The organism is Aliihoeflea sp., from assembly GCF_052435475.1.
GTDB lineage: Bacteria > Pseudomonadota > Alphaproteobacteria > Rhizobiales > Rhizobiaceae > Aliihoeflea.
On sequence record NZ_JBQVMV010000006.1, the window covers coordinates 127,701 to 144,313 of the forward strand.

The 16,613-nt window shown below is 65.4% G+C and carries 19 protein-coding genes; 11 read left to right on the forward strand and 8 right to left on the reverse strand.

The genetic code is table 11. The features are described from left to right. The 8 genes from ACT6QU_RS09750 to ACT6QU_RS09785 all read right to left on the reverse strand — a co-directional run. Nucleotides 1–977: amidohydrolase (locus ACT6QU_RS09750; protein WP_444836872.1), on the reverse strand; the 977-nt coding region annotated here is incomplete at its 3' end. A 20-nt stretch (nt 978–997) separates the two neighbouring features. Next, a complete protein-coding gene (locus tag ACT6QU_RS09755; RefSeq protein ID WP_444563580.1) occupies nt 998–2,644 on the reverse strand; it encodes an FAD-binding dehydrogenase in 1,647 nt (548 codons plus the stop codon). Nucleotides 2,645–2,664: 20 nt separating this feature from the next. Further along, on the reverse strand, nt 2,665–3,696 hold the full coding sequence (locus tag ACT6QU_RS09760) for a peptidoglycan -binding protein (protein WP_444563579.1): 1,032 nt from the start codon (nt 3,694–3,696) through the stop codon (nt 2,665–2,667). Between the two features lies 1 nt (nt 3,697). After that, a complete protein-coding gene (locus tag ACT6QU_RS09765; protein ID WP_024587207.1) occupies nt 3,698–4,723 on the reverse strand; it encodes a MotA/TolQ/ExbB proton channel family protein in 1,026 nt (341 codons plus the stop codon). A gap of 113 nt (nt 4,724–4,836) precedes the next feature. Next, nucleotides 4,837–5,628, reverse strand: a complete 792-nt coding sequence (locus tag ACT6QU_RS09770) for an inositol monophosphatase family protein (RefSeq protein ID WP_444563578.1) — start codon at nt 5,626–5,628, stop codon at nt 4,837–4,839. Nucleotides 5,629–5,802: 174 nt separating this feature from the next. Beyond that, the gene (gene efp / locus ACT6QU_RS09775; RefSeq protein WP_024587209.1) at nt 5,803–6,369 is read right to left on the reverse strand and encodes an elongation factor P; all 567 of its coding nucleotides are present in this window, start codon (nt 6,367–6,369) and stop codon (nt 5,803–5,805) included. An 82-nt stretch (nt 6,370–6,451) separates the two neighbouring features. Further along, complete coding sequence (locus ACT6QU_RS09780; RefSeq protein WP_444563577.1) at nt 6,452–7,489, reverse strand: tetratricopeptide repeat protein; 1,038 nt, start codon at nt 7,487–7,489, stop codon at nt 6,452–6,454. Further along, nucleotides 7,479–8,126, reverse strand: coding sequence for a thiamine phosphate synthase (locus ACT6QU_RS09785; RefSeq protein ID WP_444563576.1), 648 nt, complete (start codon nt 8,124–8,126; stop codon nt 7,479–7,481). The genes ACT6QU_RS09780 and ACT6QU_RS09785 overlap by 11 nt, the downstream gene beginning before the upstream one ends. A 104-nt stretch (nt 8,127–8,230) precedes the next feature. Between ACT6QU_RS09785 and ACT6QU_RS09790 the strand changes: the two genes are divergently transcribed. The 11 genes from ACT6QU_RS09790 to ACT6QU_RS09840 all read left to right on the forward strand — a co-directional run bounded on the left by ACT6QU_RS09790 (nt 8,231) and on the right by ACT6QU_RS09840 (nt 16,611). Then, complete coding sequence (locus tag ACT6QU_RS09790) at nt 8,231–8,995, forward strand: sulfite exporter TauE/SafE family protein (protein WP_444563575.1); 765 nt, start codon at nt 8,231–8,233, stop codon at nt 8,993–8,995. A gap of 49 nt (nt 8,996–9,044) precedes the next feature. Then, nucleotides 9,045–10,682 carry an acyl-CoA synthetase gene (locus ACT6QU_RS09795; protein ID WP_444563574.1) on the forward strand — a complete coding sequence of 546 codons (1,638 nt, stop codon included), beginning with the start codon at nt 9,045–9,047 and terminating at the stop codon, nt 10,680–10,682. 361 nt (nt 10,683–11,043) lie between these two features. Continuing rightward, complete coding sequence (gene rcdA / locus ACT6QU_RS09800; protein ID WP_444563686.1) at nt 11,044–11,559, forward strand: protease adaptor protein RcdA; 516 nt, start codon at nt 11,044–11,046, stop codon at nt 11,557–11,559. Nucleotides 11,560–11,625: 66 nt separating this feature from the next. Further along, complete coding sequence (gene ruvC, locus ACT6QU_RS09805) at nt 11,626–12,147, forward strand: crossover junction endodeoxyribonuclease RuvC (protein ID WP_444563573.1); 522 nt, start codon at nt 11,626–11,628, stop codon at nt 12,145–12,147. A 4-nt stretch (nt 12,148–12,151) separates the two neighbouring features. Next, nucleotides 12,152–12,769 carry a Holliday junction branch migration protein RuvA gene (gene ruvA / locus ACT6QU_RS09810; protein WP_444563572.1) on the forward strand — a complete coding sequence of 206 codons (618 nt, stop codon included), beginning with the start codon at nt 12,152–12,154 and terminating at the stop codon, nt 12,767–12,769. A gap of 56 nt (nt 12,770–12,825) precedes the next feature. Continuing rightward, complete coding sequence (locus ACT6QU_RS09815) at nt 12,826–13,110, forward strand: AbrB/MazE/SpoVT family DNA-binding domain-containing protein (RefSeq protein WP_444563571.1); 285 nt, start codon at nt 12,826–12,828, stop codon at nt 13,108–13,110. A 41-nt stretch (nt 13,111–13,151) separates the two neighbouring features. Next, nucleotides 13,152–13,526, forward strand: a complete 375-nt coding sequence (locus tag ACT6QU_RS09820) for a PIN domain-containing protein (RefSeq protein ID WP_444836671.1) — start codon at nt 13,152–13,154, stop codon at nt 13,524–13,526. Further along, nucleotides 13,523–14,560 (forward strand): Holliday junction branch migration DNA helicase RuvB, encoded by a 1,038-nt coding sequence (ruvB, locus tag ACT6QU_RS09825; protein ID WP_444563569.1) that lies wholly within the window; start codon nt 13,523–13,525, stop codon nt 14,558–14,560. The genes ACT6QU_RS09820 and ruvB overlap by 4 nt, the downstream gene beginning before the upstream one ends. Before the next feature lie 125 nt (nt 14,561–14,685). Further along, nucleotides 14,686–15,201: a tol-pal system-associated acyl-CoA thioesterase gene (gene ybgC / locus ACT6QU_RS09830; RefSeq protein ID WP_444836748.1), complete on the forward strand. Its 516-nt coding sequence runs from the start codon at nt 14,686–14,688 to the stop codon at nt 15,199–15,201. Between the two features lie 225 nt (nt 15,202–15,426). Then, nucleotides 15,427–16,146: a protein TolQ gene (gene tolQ, locus ACT6QU_RS09835; RefSeq protein WP_024587221.1), complete on the forward strand. Its 720-nt coding sequence runs from the start codon at nt 15,427–15,429 to the stop codon at nt 16,144–16,146. Nucleotides 16,147–16,167: 21 nt separating this feature from the next. Continuing rightward, nucleotides 16,168–16,611 carry an ExbD/TolR family protein gene (locus ACT6QU_RS09840; RefSeq protein ID WP_024587222.1) on the forward strand — a complete coding sequence of 148 codons (444 nt, stop codon included), beginning with the start codon at nt 16,168–16,170 and terminating at the stop codon, nt 16,609–16,611. Nucleotides 16,612–16,613: the final 2 nt, after the last annotated feature.

Here is a 16,613-nt window from a genome sequence, read left to right on the forward strand (position 1 = left end):
CGCATCGGCAGCTCGGCTTCGTCATGGGAAATACCTTCCGCGTCCATCGCCGCGCGCAGATGCGAGACGGCCTCCGGCGCGTTGAGGCTGGCGACGAAGATCTCGTGATAGTCGATTTCACAACCGAGCCCTGCCCGCCCCGCAGCATCCTTCGCCAGCGCCTCGGCGGAGGCAACGAGGTCGGCCATGCGCTCGTCGAGCCGCGTGCGCAGCGTCACCCAGACTTCGGCCCGTCCCGGCGCGATGCCGAACACCGCCTCGCCCATCGATGCGTGGGTCACGGTGACCATCGCGAACTCATCCTCGCTGAACCGTCCGCCGCCAAGCGCGGCAAGCCTCGGCATCAGTTCGGCCACCGCCGGCATCGGCGAGGTGCCGGTCTCTGGCATCGAGGAATGCGCGGTCTTGCCGGTCAGGACGATCCGCATCCCGCGCGAGGCACAATTGACGACGCCCTCCTTCAGCCGCACATGGCCGAGCGGCGTTCCCGGCAAATTGTGCAGCGAGAAAGCGAAGTCGGGCAGGATCGCATCGTAGCGCGGATCGGCAACGACGCCGACCGCGCCCGCGCCCGTCTCCTCCGCCGGCTGAAACATCAGCACCACGCGCCCCTTCGCCGGCCGCTCGCGCCCAAGCTGGCGCCCGAGCGCGGCGAGGATCGTCGTATGCCCCTCATGGCCGCACATATGTGACTTGCCAGGCACTTTCGAGCGGTGCGGCACGTCGCCCAGTTCCTCGATCGGCAGCGCGTCGGTCTCAGAGCGGAAGAGCACGGTTGGCCCCGGCGCGCCGCTGTCATAGACCACTGCGACGCCATGACCACCGAGCCCGGTCAGGATTTCGTCGGGCTCGGTCGGCGTCAGGAAGGACACGACCTCGCGCGCCGTCTCTTCCTCCTCGCCCGAGATTTCCGGCTGCTCGTGCAGCTTGCGCCGCCACGCCGTCAGTTCCGCGATGTCGCTATTGGTCAGTTGCATGAAAGTGTCCTTGATCGAATTCATTGCGCTGCCTTGCGCCCCGCCGCGCGGCCCGAAAAGATGCAGCCGCCGAGAAACGTGCCTTCCAGCGCGTTGTATCCGTGATAGCCGCCACCGCCGAAGCCCGCTGCCTCGCCGATGGCATAGAGCCCGGAAATCGGCTGGCCCGATCCGTCCAGCACGCGCGCGTCGAGGTCGGTATGGATGCCGCCTAGCGTCTTGCGGGTGAGGATATTGAGCCGCACCGCGATCAGCGGCCCGTTCTTCGGATCGAGGATCTTGTGTGGTTTGGCAGTGCGGATCAGCCGGTCGCCGAGATAGGCGCGCGCACCGCGAATGGCGGTCACCTGCGCGTCCTTGGCAAACGGATTGTCGATCTGCCGGTCGCGCGCCGCGATCTGCGCCTCCAGCCGGTCATGGTCGATTAGCTCCTCGCCGACGAGCCGGTTCATGCCCGCGACGAGTTCGCCGAGCGAGGAAGAGACGATGAAATCCTCGCCATTGCGCTTGAACGCCTCGACCGGCGGCGGTGCGCCCTTGCCGCGCCGGCTCCTGATCACCTGCAGCCATTCGCCGGAGGTCAGGTCCGGGTTCTGCTCCGAGCCGGACAGCGCGAATTCCTTCTCGATGATCTTCTGCGTCAGCACGAACCAGGAATGGTCGCGCCCGGTCGACAGGATGCGCTTCAGCGTCGAAAGCGTATCGAAGCCCGGCATCGCTGGCGGCTCGAGCCGCGCGCCAAACGCGTCGAACCACATCGAGGACGGGCCTGGCAGGATGCGGATGCCATGGTTCGGCCAGATCGGCGACCAGTTCTTCAGACCTTCCGTGTAGTGCCACATTCGGTCCGCGTTGATCACCGACGCGCCCGCGTCGCGCGCAATGCCGATCATACGCCCGTCGACATGGTGCGGCACCCCGGCGACCATCCGCTTCGGCGCCGGCCCCAATCGCTCGACCGGCCAGTTCCTGCGCACCAGTTCAAAATCGCCGCCGATCCCACCCGAGGCGACGATTACCGCGCCGGCGGACACCTCAAAGTCGCTGACGCTTTCACGCGACGATTTCTCCCCGCGCCCGACCGTCGACGCCGCCAGCACCTCGCCGGCAACGCCGGTCACCGCACCATTGGTCTTGATCAACCGGCTCGCCCGATGGCGGAACTTCAAACTGATCCGGCCAGCTTCGACATGCGCCCGCACGCGCCGCTCGAACGGCGCGACGACGCCCGGCCCCGTGCCCCATGTCAGGTGAAACCGCGGCACCGAATTGCCATGCCCGGTGGCGAGCGCCCCGCCGCGTTCTGCCCAGCCGACGACCGGAAACCAGCGCATTCCCATCTGGTGCAGCCAGCTTCGCATCTCGCCTGCGGCGAAATCGACATAGGCTTCGGCGACCGTTCGCGGCCACCGATCCTCGTCCCGGTCGAACGCGGCCGAGCCCATCCAGTCGGACAGCGCCAGTTCTTGGCTGTCGCGAATGCGCATGCGCCGTTGCTCGGGCGTGTCGACCATGAACAGGCCGCCGAGCGACCAGAATGCCTGCCCGCCGATCGAGTTCTCGCCCTCCTGCTCAAGGATCACGACACGCTTGCCGCGATCGCCGAGTTCGGCCGCCGCTACCAGCCCCGCCAGTCCGCCGCCAACGATGATCACGTCGCAATCCATGCCGTGCCTCCCGTTGCGGGCTATCTTTCGGTGAGCTTCAGTTCGATGCGCCGGTTGCGGTCGCGCGCCTGCGGCGTGTTCGTCTCGTCGAGCGGCTGGAACTCGCCGAAGCCCGCCGCGACGAGCCGTTCGGCCGGTACGCCGTTGGCGACGAGGAACTTGACGACCGAGATCGCGCGCGCTGAGGACAGTTCCCAATTGTCGCGGAACCGCCCGGTGCCCGAAAGAGGGATGTTGTCGGTATGGCCGTCGACGCGCAGCACCCAGTTGATCTCGGGCGGAATCTCGCGCTGGAGATCGAGGATCGCATCGGCGAGCTTGGCCATCTCTTCCTCGCCCGCCGGGTTGATGACGTCCGCGCCGGTGGCAAACAGCACTTCCGACTGGAAGACGAAGCGGTCGCCGACGATGCGGATGTTCTCGCGATCCGAGAGGATTTCGCGCAGGCGCCCGAAAAAGTCCGAGCGATACCGGTTCAGTTCCTGCACGCGCTGCGCAAGCGCCACGTTCAGCCGCCGCCCGAGATCGGCGATCTTGGCGTTCGATTCCTGGTCGCGCGCCTCGGAAACGTCGAGCGCAGCTTCGAGCGCGCCGATCTGGCTGCGCAGCGCGGCGATCTGCTGGTTGAGGAGTTCGACCTGCGAAAGCGCGCGCTGCGAGACCTGCCGCTCCTCGTCGAGTTCGCCCGACAGCGAGCCGATCTGCGCCTCGGCCTCCGCGCCGGCGCCCGATCCCGCATCGAGAAGCTGCTGGAGGCGCGAGCGTTCGCTCTCGGCATCGGAGAGCGACGCCTGCAGCGAGGACAACGCGTCCTCCATGTCCTGGCTGCTCGACTGTTCGAGCGCCAGCAATTGCGTCAGTTCGTTGATCTGCGCATTGAGCCGGATCAGGGCCTGGTCGCGGCCGCTGATCTCCTGGGAGAGAAGGAACTGCGCCAGCACGAAGACCGACAGGAGGAACATGATGGCGAGCAGAAGCGTCGACAGGGCATCGACGAAGCCCGGCCAGTAATCGACGTTGCGCTGGCTGCGCCTGCCGCGCGCGAGCGCCATGTCAGCTCTTGTCCTGCTTTTCGAGCGCGCCGGCGATGCGGTCGAGCGTGGCGCGCAGTTCGCGCTGCTCCGCGGCCTGGCTTTCCACCCAGTCGCGCATCATCTGCTGCTCGGAGCGCATGTTCTTGACGAGGCCCGAAATGCCGTCGGCAAGGTTGGCCATCGCGGCCGCGACGCGCGGGCTCGACCCGCCGCCCTGCTCCTGCATGGTGCGCAGCCGCTCCGACATCGCCTTGATCTCCTCGGCCGAGCCTGCCCGGGACGGGTCGGCGACCGCCATGTCGGAGCCGAGGTCGGTTACCGAGGAGAGCCAGTTTTCCAGCTCGATGTAGAACCGGTTCTGCGCGCGCCCTGCCTGTAGGTCGAGGAAACCGAGCACCAGCGAGCCCGAAAGGCCGAACAGCGAGGACGAAAACGCCGTACCCATGCCCTCGAGCGGCGCGGACAAGCCTGCCTTGAGCGAATTCAGGACGTCGTTGGTATCGCCCGAGCCCGGGTCGAGCGACTGGATCGTGCTGCCGATCGACCCGATCGTGCCGAGCAGGCCCCAGAACGTGCCGAGCAGGCCGAGAAAGACGAGGAGCCCGATCAGATAGCGCGAGATGTCGCGACTTTCGTCGAGGCGCGTCGCGATCGAATCGAGGATCGAACGCAGCGAATTCGTCGACAGCGCCATGGTCTGCGAGCGGCCGAGCAGCGTCTTCATCGGCGCGAGCAGGACAGGTTCCGTCTCGGCCGATCCGGCGCGGAACGAGTTCACCCATTTGACCTCGCGGAACAGCCGGATGACCTGGCCGAAAGCAAGCAGGATGCCGATCAGGAGCACGCCGAGAATGAGGCCGTTGAGCCCGGGATTGGTCTGGAAGGCCGACGAGATCTGGCGATAGAGGATGGCGGCGATGAAGCCGACGATCGCCAGGAAGATGATCATCGAAAAGAGGAAGACCTGGGGGCTGGACAGGCCACGCGGATCGTAATCCGCATCCTCGGCCGCGCTGTCCGCACCCAGGGTTCTGAAAAAGGCCATGCCTTGCGCCCCGGATTCGTGCCGCATTTCAATCGTTCACGACTGTAAACGCAATCATGGCGAAATTGAAAGAACGCGAAGCGCCGAATGCGGGGGACGACCCTCGATACCGCCTAGACGGGCTTCGCGAGCGTTTTCAGCAGCGCCTTGTGGATCAGTTCGTTGCCGGCGACGATCGAACCGCCAGAAAGCACGTCCTGTCCGCCGGTGCGGTCGGAGGTGAAGCCGCCCGCCTCGCGCACGATCAGCATGCCCGCCGCCATGTCCCAGGCCGACAGCCAGTCTTCCCAGTAGCCGTCGACGCGGCCGGCAGCGACATAGGCGAGATCGAGCGAGGCGGCGCCCATGCGGCGGATGCCGGCGACTTCGCCCATCACGTTGCGCAGATCGACCAGCGCTTTGCCGTGGTGGCCGCGGCCCAGATGCGGGATGCCGGTGGCGATCACCGCGTCGGAGAGCTTCGAGCGTGCGGCAACGCGCAGCCGCCGGTCGTTCATGAACGCACCGCCGCCGCGCTCTGCGGTGTAGAGCTCGTCCATCGCCGGGTTGTAGACCACGCCGGCGACGACCTGGCCCTGACGCTCGAGCGCGATCGAGACGGCGAAGATCGGGATGCCGTGCAGGAAGTTGGTGGTGCCGTCGAGCGGGTCGACGATCCAGGTGTGCTGGCCGTCATCGCCCTCGATCGCGCCGCGCTCCTCCATCAGGAACGAATAGCCCGGCCGCGCGCGCGACAGTTCGGCGTGGATGATCTCTTCGGCCTTGCGATCGGCCTGGCTGACGTAGTCGCCCGGCCCCTTGAGCGAGACCTGCAGGTTCTGCACCTCGCCGAAATCGCGCGACAACGACCGCCCGGCCTTCATCGCGGCCTGGACCATCACGTTGAGAAGTGCAGAGCGTGCCATTTTTCTTGTCCTTTTCGCTGCTCGCCGGAGAGGGCATTGAGGCGAGGAGAGCCGGTTCAGAGCGTGCCGAAAATGGTGAGGTCCGAGAACCGGAGCGGAGCGTACATCAGTACGTGAGCACCGGAAGCGCAGGACCTTGCCATTTGCAGGCCGCTATGGACCGGCTATGCCGCCTCAATCGGCGCGGCGCACGTAGGTGATCTCATTCGTATCGACGACGATCTTCTCGCCCGACGAGATGAAGGGCGGGACCATGACGCGCACGCCGTTTTCCATCACCGCCGGCTTGTAGGAGGACGCCGCCGTCTGGCCCTTCACGACCGGGTCGGCTTCGGCAATGGTCAGCGTCACATAGTCGGGCAGCGAGATACCGATCGGCTTGTCTTCGTAGAGCTCGACCGTCACCTTCATGCCGTCCTGCAGGAAGGCCGCGCGCTCGCCGACGAAATCCTTGAGAAGTTCGAGCTGCTCGTAGCTCTCGTCATCCATGAACACCAGCGCCTCGCCCTGCTCGTAGAGATAGGAGAAGTCCTTCTGCTCGAGGCGGACCTTCTCGACCGTCTCGGCGGCGCGGAAGCGCTCGTTGAGCTTGGTGCCGTTGATGAGGTTCTTGAGCTCGACCTGGTTGTAGGCGCCGCCCTTGCCGGGCTTCACCGCATTGGTCTTGACCGCGACCCACAGCCCGCCATCGTGTTCGATGACATTGCCGGGACGGATTTCATTGCCGTTGATCTTCGCCATGATCGTCTTTCGCAAGATGGGGAAATGGGCGCGCGGCCGCAATTGCGGCCTCCAAGACCATAAAACGGGCCGTCAGGCAAGGCTAAGGCTGATCTTCCTCGCCGTTCTGCGCGTCGGGATCGGCAGCAGCTTCGCCGTCCTGCGGCTCCTGCAGGGCCGCCGGGCCTGAACTTCCCCGCTCGATATCGGCCATGCGGGCGCCGGCCTGTTCGAGCTCGGCCTCGGTGAGGCCGGCGAGGTGATCCTCCATCACCGGATCGACCAGACCTTCGCGCTTGGCCAGCATGTACCATGCCGCCGCCGCGATCGGATCGCCTTCGACGCCCATCCCTGCCCAGTAGAGCTTGGCCAGCCGGTTGCGCGCCGCGACGTTGCCGCCTCTGGCCGCAAGTTCGATCCAGCCGAAGCCCGTCTCCATGTCGCGCGCGCCGCCGACGCCTTCGACGAGCCAGGAGCCGAGTTCGACCTGGGCGGTGTCGAAATTCTGCTGCGCGGCCCGCACGAGCCAGCCGCGCGCGGCATCGAAATCGGGCGCTTCGCCCTGCGTCAGCATCAGCGCAAACGCGTATTGCGCATCGGCGAGGCCCGCGCGCGCCGCGCGCTCGAAATAGACCAGCGCCTCGCGCTCATCCGCTTCGTTGCCGGCCTCGTTGATCAAAAGCTGGCCGAAATTGAACTGCGCCATCGGATTGCCGGCATCGGCCGCGGCCTTCATCAGATCATTGGCGCGCGTGCGATCCCGCGGCAGGAATTCGCCGTCGATCAGCATCAGGGCGGTCTGGAACTGCGCTTCGGGCACGCCCTGCTCCGCCGCCGCCTCATACCATCTGGCGGCCTGCTCGCCGTCGCGGCGAACGCCCAGCCCGCGCGCATAGATTTCGGCGACCAGCGTCTGCGCCGCCTTGTCGCCTACCTCGGCGCGCGGCAGGGCGAGCTTGAGCGCCGTGATGTAGAGCCCGCGCTGGTAGGCGCCATAGGCATGATCCGGCTCGCGCCCGCCGAACCGGCTTGGCGCGACCTCGGACGCCTGCGGCCCGGTCACCTGCCCGCCATCCTGGGCGAGCGCAGGCGTCGCCAGTGCGGCGATGATCAGAAGCGCGAAAAGCGGGTCATTCCTCATCGAGACGCGGCGCCCTTTCGTCCAGAAGCGCATTCAGCGCTGCGACCCGCGCGGCGGGATCGTCATGGGCGAACACCGCCTGCTCGACGGCGACGAAATCGACGCCAGTCTCCGCCACGACCGCTACGCTCTCGTCGGACGAGCCGGCCATCACGATACAGGGCACCGCGACCATCTCGCCCCACCACTCGCCGAGCGAAAGGTTGCGCGGATGCGCCTCCGGCTTGGTGTCGTAGCCGAACCGGCCGAAGAACATGTAGTCGGGCTGCGTTTCGCCGAATTCCAGCGCATCGTCCCGCGTCTTCACCCCTCCGGTGCCGACCATGATCTTGCTGCCATGGCGCTCGATCATGTCGGCGAGATCGGCCTTCGATCCTTCGAAATGCAGCCCGTCGGCCTTGGCCCGCATGGCGACCCGCGCATCGCCCTCGACGATGACGGCGACGCCCTTGTCCTGGATCGCCGGCGTCACGCCTTCGACGAAGGCGAGGTAGTCCTGCTCCGAACGCGCGCCGCGCGGCAGCATCACCGAAGCGACGTCGCCACCGGCAATGGCCGAAATGATGGCGGCACCTACGTCGCCCGAAGAGGGCGCGATCAGGACGAGGCGGCAGCGATTGGGAAGGGCGTCTGGCATTGCACTCTCTCAGGCGTGGACGCCGATTTGGCGCGCGATCTTGTTGTGATTGCGGCATAAGCCATGCGACACGACTTGACCAGAAGCCACGAAGACCCCGCGCCTTGCTGACCGATCCCTGGTTCTACGCCGCCGCCATCCCTTCCGTCCTGCTCGTCGGCCTTTCGAAGGGCGGGCTCGGCGGCGCAGCCGCGCTCATCGGCGTGCCGCTGATGGCGCTGGTCGTGCCGCCCGTCCAGGCCGCCGCGATCCTGCTGCCGATCCTGATCTTGATGGACATCGTCTCGCTGTGGCTCTGGCGCGGCAATCGCGACACGGCCACTTTGCGCATCATGCTGCCGGGCGCGCTTCTCGGCATCGCCATCGGCTGGCTGACGGCGGCTATCGTCACCGAGGCGATGGTGCGTCTCATCGTCGGCGTCGTCGCGCTCGCCTTCTTCCTGCGCTGGTTCGCCACCCGCATGGCCGGCTCCGAGCACCGCGCCAGTCACTCGGTCGCGCGCGGCACCTTCTGGGGCACGGTCAGCGGCTTCACCTCCTTCGTCGCGCATGCCGGCGGCCCGCCCTATCAAGTCTATGCGCTGGCGCTCGGCCAGGCGCCGCGCATCTATGTCGGCACCAGCGTCATCTTCTTCGCCATCGTCAACGCGGTGAAGCTCGTGCCCTATTTCGCGCTCGGCCAGTTCGACGCCGCGAATCTGACGGCATCGGCGGTGCTGATGCCCATCGCCCCGCTCGCGACCATCGCCGGCGCATGGATCGTCCGGCGCATGCGCGCCGAGGTCTTCTATCCGTTCATGTACGCCATGGTCTTCATCGTGGCGCTCAAACTCATCTGGGACGGGCTTTCGGCCCTCCTTGACGGATAGAGGCCGGGGCGCTTTTCTCGGCATCCGATTTCGGGAGGAAACGACCAGCATGACCATCTACGAGCAGCATCTCGGCAAGAATTCCGCCAACCACCAGCCCCTGACGCCGCTCACCTTCCTGGAGCGCGCGGCGAAGGTCTTCCCCGACCACGTCGCCATCGTCCACGGCAAGACGCGCACGACCTACAAGACGTTCTGGGAACGCGCCCTGCGCCTCGCCTCGGCTCTTGCCACGCGCGGCATCGGCAAGGGCGACACGGTAACGGTCATGCTGTCGAACACCCCGCCGATGCTCGAGGCCCACTACGGCGTGCCGATGGTCAAGGCCGTGCTCCACTCGCTCAACACGCGTCTCGACGCCGCCGCCATCGCCTTCCAGCTCGACCACGCCGAGACGAAGGTTCTCATCGTCGACCGCGAGCATTCAAAGGTCGTCGCCGAAGCCCTCGCGCTTTCCTCCGTCAAGCCGCTCGTCGTCGACTATGATGACCCCGAGTATTCCGACGACGCCCCCTATCCGAAGGGCGATCGCATCGGCGCCGAGGACTACGAGGCCCTTCTTGCCGCCGGCGACCCGGATTTCGCCTGGTCGATGCCCGACGACGAATGGGACGCGATCTCGCTCAACTACACCTCCGGCACGACTGGAAATCCCAAGGGTGTCGTCTACAGCCACCGCGGTGCGGCGCTGATGTGCTATGCGAATACGATCCACGCGGCTATGGACAAGCACTGCGTCTATCTGTGGACGCTGCCGATGTTCCACGCCAATGGCTGGTGCTTCCCGTGGACGCTCGCTGTCCAGATCGGCACCCATGTCTGCCTCCGCTGGGTACGCGCCAAGCCCATGTACGACGCGATCGCCGACCAGGGCGTCACCCATCTGTGCGGCGCGCCGATCGTCATGGCGACGCTCATCAATGCCGAGAAGAAGGACAAGCGCGACTTCCCGCAGACCGTGACCTTCAACACCGCCGCCGCCCCGCCGCCCGAGGCCGTGCTCTCCGGCATGGCCGATGCCGGCTTCGCCGTCGTCCATCTCTACGGCCTGACCGAAACCTACGGCCCCGCGACCGTCAACGAATGGAAGGGCGAGTGGGACGCACTCGAAAAGGGCGCGCGCACGACGAAGAAGGCGCGGCAGGGCGTGCGCTACGCGGCGCTGGAAGGCCTGACCGTCATGGACCCCCAGACGATGCAGGAAACGCCGGCCGATGGCGAAACGCTCGGCGAGGTCATGTTCCGCGGCAACATCGTCATGAAGGGGTATCTGAAGAACCCGAAGGCCACCGACGAGGCCTTCGCCGATGGCTGGTTCCATTCCGGCGACCTCGGCGTCATGCACCCGGATGGCTACATCCAGTTGAAGGACCGTTCCAAGGACATCATCATCTCCGGCGGCGAGAACATCTCGTCGATCGAGGTCGAGGACGCGCTCTACAAGCACCCCGCCGTCGCCTCCTGCGGCGTCGTCGGCCGCGCGGACGACAAATGGGGCGAGACACCCGTCGCCTATGTCGAGCTGAAGCCCGGCCGGACGGCCACGGAGGACGAGATCATCGAGCACTGCCGCACCCTGATCGCGCGCTACAAGTGCCCGCGCACGGTGATCTTCGGCGAGGTGCCGAAGACCTCGACCGGCAAGATCCAGAAGTTCCGTCTGCGGGAGATGGCGCGCAGTCTCTAGCGTCGGTCAAAACGGCACAGTTTTCGCCGAATTTTCATCGAAATTTACGTTTCGTTAAGCTTTATAGCTCATTACTATCCCCATCCAGTCTTCTGGATTCTTACCGAGTGGTTGGACCACTTCGTTTGACGCCTCCCTGTTAAACTCCTGAGAGCCGCGCTTCCCGTGGCTCTTTTTTTTGGCATTCCGGCAGGCAGCACGCAGCGCGTTAACCCTTTGTTAAACATCCGGTTGCCCCCGCGGTGGACAAGGCGCATGGTCGTCCTTGTGACCGGCGGCAATGTGTGGAACCTCAGGCTCCACCGCGCCGTTATCGGCACCAGGGCGCAAGAATTCAGGAATTTCGGGGCGTTTGATGAGAATGGAAGTCGGCAGCGGCCAGGCCGCGACGATCAATCTTGCGGAACACCGCGTCTTCTCCGGCTCCTTCAAGAAGCTCTATGGCGAAGGCATGCACCTTGTCGAGGAAGCGGCCGAGTATCTTGATGGGCAAGGCCGTCTCGAGGCGAAATCGCTGTCGCGCATCGCCGCCACGCTTTACGCGGCCGAATCCATGCGCCTGACCACCCGCCTGATGCAGATCGCCTCCTGGCTCCTGCTCCAGCGCGCCGCCAATTCCGGCGAGATGACCCGCGACCAGGTCGCCGCCGAAAAGTCCAAGGTCCGGCTCGACACCGCGTCGGCCTTCGACACCGACCATTCCTGGGGCGAACTCCCCGCTTCCTTCCGCGATCTCGTCGACCGGTCGCTGCGCCTCCAGTCGCTCGTGCGCCGCATGGACGGCGAGGTCTATGGCGCCGACGACAGCTTCGAGCGCCGCGCCGTCAATCCCGTCTCCGATCAGATCACGCTGCTGAAGACCGCTTTCGGGCGCTAGACCAAAAATTCGTTGCTGCTTTGTTCACGCTTTCATGTCATAGCGAACATGAAAGACGGGGACTTCATGGCAGAGACGATTCGCATCATCGGCATCGATCCGGGCCTGCGCCGCACCGGCTGGGGCATCATCGACGCCATCGGCAATTCGCTGCGCTTCGTAGGCTCGGGCACCATCCGTTCGGATGCCGACATGGACCTCGCCTCGCGGCTTTGCCAACTGCATGACGGGCTGGAAGCGGTCATCCACACACATATGCCCGTCGAGGCGGCGGTCGAGCAGACCTTCGTCAACAAGGATGCGACCGCGACGCTGAAGCTCGGCCAGGCCCGCGGCATCGCCATGCTGGTCCCCGCCCGCAGCGGTCTGCGCGTCGCCGAATATGCACCGAACGCGGTCAAGAAGTCGGTCATCGGCGTCGGCCATGGCGACAAGAAGCAGATCCACATGATGGTGAAGGTGCTCATGCCGCGTGCGACCTTCGACACGGACGACGCCGCCGATGCCATCGCCATCGCCATCTGCCACGCCCACCACCGCCAGAGCGTGACCGGCAGGCTCGCATTGGCCGCGGCAGCAGCGGGGTGAAACCATGATCGGAAAGCTGAAGGGCACCGTCGACGAGATCGCCGAGGACCACTGCATCGTCGACGTCCACGGCGTCGGCTACGTCGCCTACTGCTCCACCCGCACGCTGGCCGGCATCGCCGCCGGCGAAGCGGTCACGCTTTTCATCGAAACCTATGTCCGCGAGGACATGATCCGGCTCTACGGCTTCAAGTCGCAGCTTGAGCGCGAGTGGTTTCGTCTGCTGCAGAACAACGTCCAGGGCGTTGGCGCCAAGGTCGCGCTCGCGGTCCTCTCCACCCTCACCCCATCCGAACTCGCCAACGCCATCGCGCTGCGCGACATCACCATGGTCGCCCGCGCACCCGGCGTCGGCAAGAAAGTCGCCGAGCGCATCGTCACCGAACTGCGCACCAAGGCCCCGGCCTATGCGGGCGAAGCGACCGGCACGATCGGCCTCAAGCAGGAACTTGGCGAAGGCGTCGCCCCCGCCCCGATCGCCGACGCTGTCTCGGCGCTCGTCAACCTCGGCTACTCCCGCGACATCGCCGCAAACGCCATCTCCGTCGCGCTGAAGACGGCCGGCGAAGACGCCGATTCGTCGAAGCTGATCCGGCTGGGATTGAAGGAGCTGGCGCGTTGAGTATTGCAGCACGGAAATTTCCTTACTATCGTACCGCTTGTAAGGAGCGCCGTTGAATGCCGCCAAAGACTTACGAGTCCCGAATAACCGCCAAAGGGCAAACCACGATCCCGATTGAGGTACGCGAGCGTCTTCAAATCGGTCCCGGCGACACGATTCAGTTCGTGCTGGTCGATGGGAATTACGAGATCATTCCGCGCAACCGGCCTGCGACGAGCCTGTTCGGGCGCCTGCAGGAATACGCGATTCCAGACACAAGTCTGAAGGACTATCGCGATGCCGTGGAAGACTACTTCTCGCGGGAAACCGACGGTCATGGAGACAAGGGCGAAGCAGCGTGACGCGCTTCGGGATCGATGCGAACGTCCTTCTAAGGGCGCTCTTGAACGACCATCCTTCGCAGTCCGAGATTGCGCATGATCTGCTTGCCAGCCTTGACGAGGAGCGGCGCGGCTATGTGGGCATCTCGGCCGTGCTCGAGATATTCTGGGTGCTGCGAAGCCGCTATCGAGTCCCGCGCCAACCCCTGTGCGAAACCATGCGCGAACTGCTGATGATAAAGTATCTCGACATTGAAAGCTCGGCTGCCGTGGTGCAGGCGCTGGCGATGTACCAGAAAGGGCGGGTGGATTTCGAAGATGCCCTGCTTGCGGAACGGAACGTCGAAGCTGACTGCGGTTTCACATACACCTTCGATCGTGCTGCCTCGAAGGCGGCGAGTTCCATGGAACTCCTGACGGGAGCTTCCAGATCGTGAACACCGCTCCCCGCCTGATCACCCCGGAAAAGCGCGGCGAGGACGTCGACACGACGCTCCGCCCGCAAACGCTCGACGACTTCGTCGGACAGGCGGCCGCGCGCGCCAACCTGAAGATCTTCATCGAGGCGGCGAAAAACCGGGGCGAAGCACTCGACCATGTCCTCTTCGTCGGCCCGCCCGGCCTCGGCAAGACGACGCTGGCGCAGATCATGGCGCGCGAGCTGGGCGTCAACTTCCGTTCGACCTCCGGCCCGGTGATCGCCAAAGCCGGCGACCTTGCCGCGCTTTTGACCAACCTCGAAGACCGCGACGTCCTCTTCATCGACGAGATTCACCGCCTGAACCCGGCCGTCGAGGAAATCCTCTACCCGGCAATGGAGGATTTCCAGCTCGACCTGATCATCGGCGAAGGTCCTGCGGCCCGCTCGGTCAAGATCGACCTCGCCCGCTTCACGCTGGTCGCCGCGACGACCCGGCTTGGGCTGTTGACGAACCCGCTGCGCGACCGCTTCGGCATCCCCGTCCGCCTCGATTTCTACACCGTCGAGGAACTGGAAAAGATCGTCAGCCGCGGCGCACGCATCCTGTCGCTGCCGATGAGCGAAGAAGGCGCGGTCGAAATCGCAAGACGCGCCCGCGGCACCCCGCGCATCGCCGGGCGCCTCCTGCGCCGTGTGCGCGATTTCGCTTCGGTCGCCGGCGCCGAGATCGTCGACCGCAAGGTCGCCGACGCCGCGCTCACCCGGCTGGAAGTCGACGCGCTCGGCCTCGACAATCTCGACCGGCGCTATCTCTCCATGATCGCGACCAATTTCGGCGGCGGCCCCGTCGGCATCGAGACCATCGCCGCCGGCCTTTCCGAACCCCGCGATGCCATCGAGGACATCATCGAGCCCTATCTGATCCAGCAGGGCTTCATCCAGCGCACCCCCCGCGGCCGCATGCTCACCGCCAATGCGTGGCGGCATCTCGGGCTGGAAGCGCCGCGCGATCTGGCGGTGCGGCAGACGAGCCTGTTCGAGGACGAGTAAGCCAATGGCATCGAAACCTTCGCTCTACGTTGCCCCCCTCTGTCCTGCCGGACATCTCCCCCGCGGGTGGGGAGATCACGCGCTGCGACGTTTGCGGCTAGCTGATCTCCCCACCCGCGGGGGAGATGTCCGGCAGGACAGAGGGGGGCGCGAAGGATCGCCACGCCGCCGTGGATAATCCCGCCCTATCCCTCCACGCCCTCGCCGGCGAACTCACCCCGTTCGGCCACCGCATCCACGCCCGCGTCTACTACGCCGACACGGATTTCTCCGGCGTCGTCTACCACGCGCGCTATCTCGAATTCTTCGAGCGCGGCCGCTCGGACTTCCTGCGCCTCGCCGGCGTCCACCACACCGAGCTTGCCGACGGCAAGCATGGCGAAAGACTCGTCTGGGTCGTCAAGCGCATGGAGATCGACTTTCGCGCCTCGGCAAAGATCGACGACATCCTGACCATCGAGACCCGAACCGAAAAGATCTCCGGCGCGCGCATATACATGGCGCAGGAGCTAAAGCGCGGTGAGGACGTGCTGGTCACCGCGCGCGTCGAGGCGGCGATCATTTCGGAAGGCGGAAAGCCGCGCCGTTTTCCCAAGGAATGGCTGACCGCCTTCATGCCGCAAGGTATCGATCCCGACTGAGCCCGACGCCCGTCTAAACGCTTCCTTAACCCTAACGGCGCATGAACAAGGCGATGAAAATCGTCGATAACGTCTTGCGCCTTCCTTTCACCAAATTTGGCTTGAACAAGGCCGATCATGGTGCCGTGGGGTCGAGGCCGGCACGCAATCGATGACAACTGACAGGCGCACCTGGAGGAAGGGCGGCTTAGAGCCGTCCGGACTCGTGATGAGGACGTTGGGACCATGGAAACCGTGACTTTGGCCGCACCGGGCGGCGATCATTCGATCTGGGCGCTGTTCTGGCAGGCCGGCTGGGTCGTCAAGCTGGTGATGCTGGGCCTGATCGCGGCTTCGGTCTGGACCTGGGCCATCATCATCGACAAGATCATTGCCTATAAGCGCATGGACGTGTCGCTGAACCGCTTCGAGCAGGTGTTCTGGTCCGGCCAGTCGCTGGAAGAGCTCTACCGCACCCTCGCCGACCGCAAGACCACCGGCATGGGTGCGGTCTTCGTCGCCGCCATGCGCGAGTGGAAGAAGAGCTTCGAGAAGGGCGCCAAGTCGCCCATCGGCCTGCAGACCCGCATCGACAAGGCCATGGACCTCGCCATCACCCGCGAGATGGAAGGGCTCGAAGGTCGTCTCGGCTACCTCGCCTCCATCGGCTCGGCCGCGCCGTTCATCGGTCTTTTCGGCACCGTCGTCGGCATCATGACCTCGTTCCAGGCCATCGCCGGCTCGCAGTCGACCAATCTCGCCGTCGTCGCGCCGGGCATCGCCGAGGCGCTTCTGGCGACGGCGCTCGGCCTTCTCGCCGCCATTCCCGCGGTGATCGCCTACAACAAATTGTCGGCCGACGCTGGCAAGCTGGCCGGTCGCATGGAAGGGTTCTCGGACGAGTTCTCCGCCATTCTTTCGCGCCAGATCGATGAAAAGGTCATGCCGCGCGCGGCAGCGGCCTGATCGCGGCAAGGGAGCTTTACCATGGGTATGGCAGTCGGACAGCCAGGCGGCGGACGCTCCAGGCGCAGGGGCAAGCGCCACGCGCTCGTCTCCGAGATCAACGTCACGCCTTTCGTCGACGTGATGCTTGTGCTCCTCATCATCTTTATGGTCGCCGCTCCGCTGCTGACGGTCGGCGTGCCGATCGACCTGCCCGAATCGCGCGCCGGCGCGCTGAATTCGGAAACGACCCCGATCACCGTCTCGGTCAATGCGGATGGGCAGGTCTATCTGCAGGAGACCGAGATCGCGATCGACGACATCGTGCCGACCCTCGAGGCCGTCGCCACCACCGGCTATGACGAGCGCATCTATGTGCGCGCGGACGGCGCGGCGAACTACGCCATGGTCATGCGCGTGCTCGGCCGCATCAACGGCGCCGGCTACCGCAATGTCGGCCTCGTCACCCTTCCCGAGGATAGCTGAGC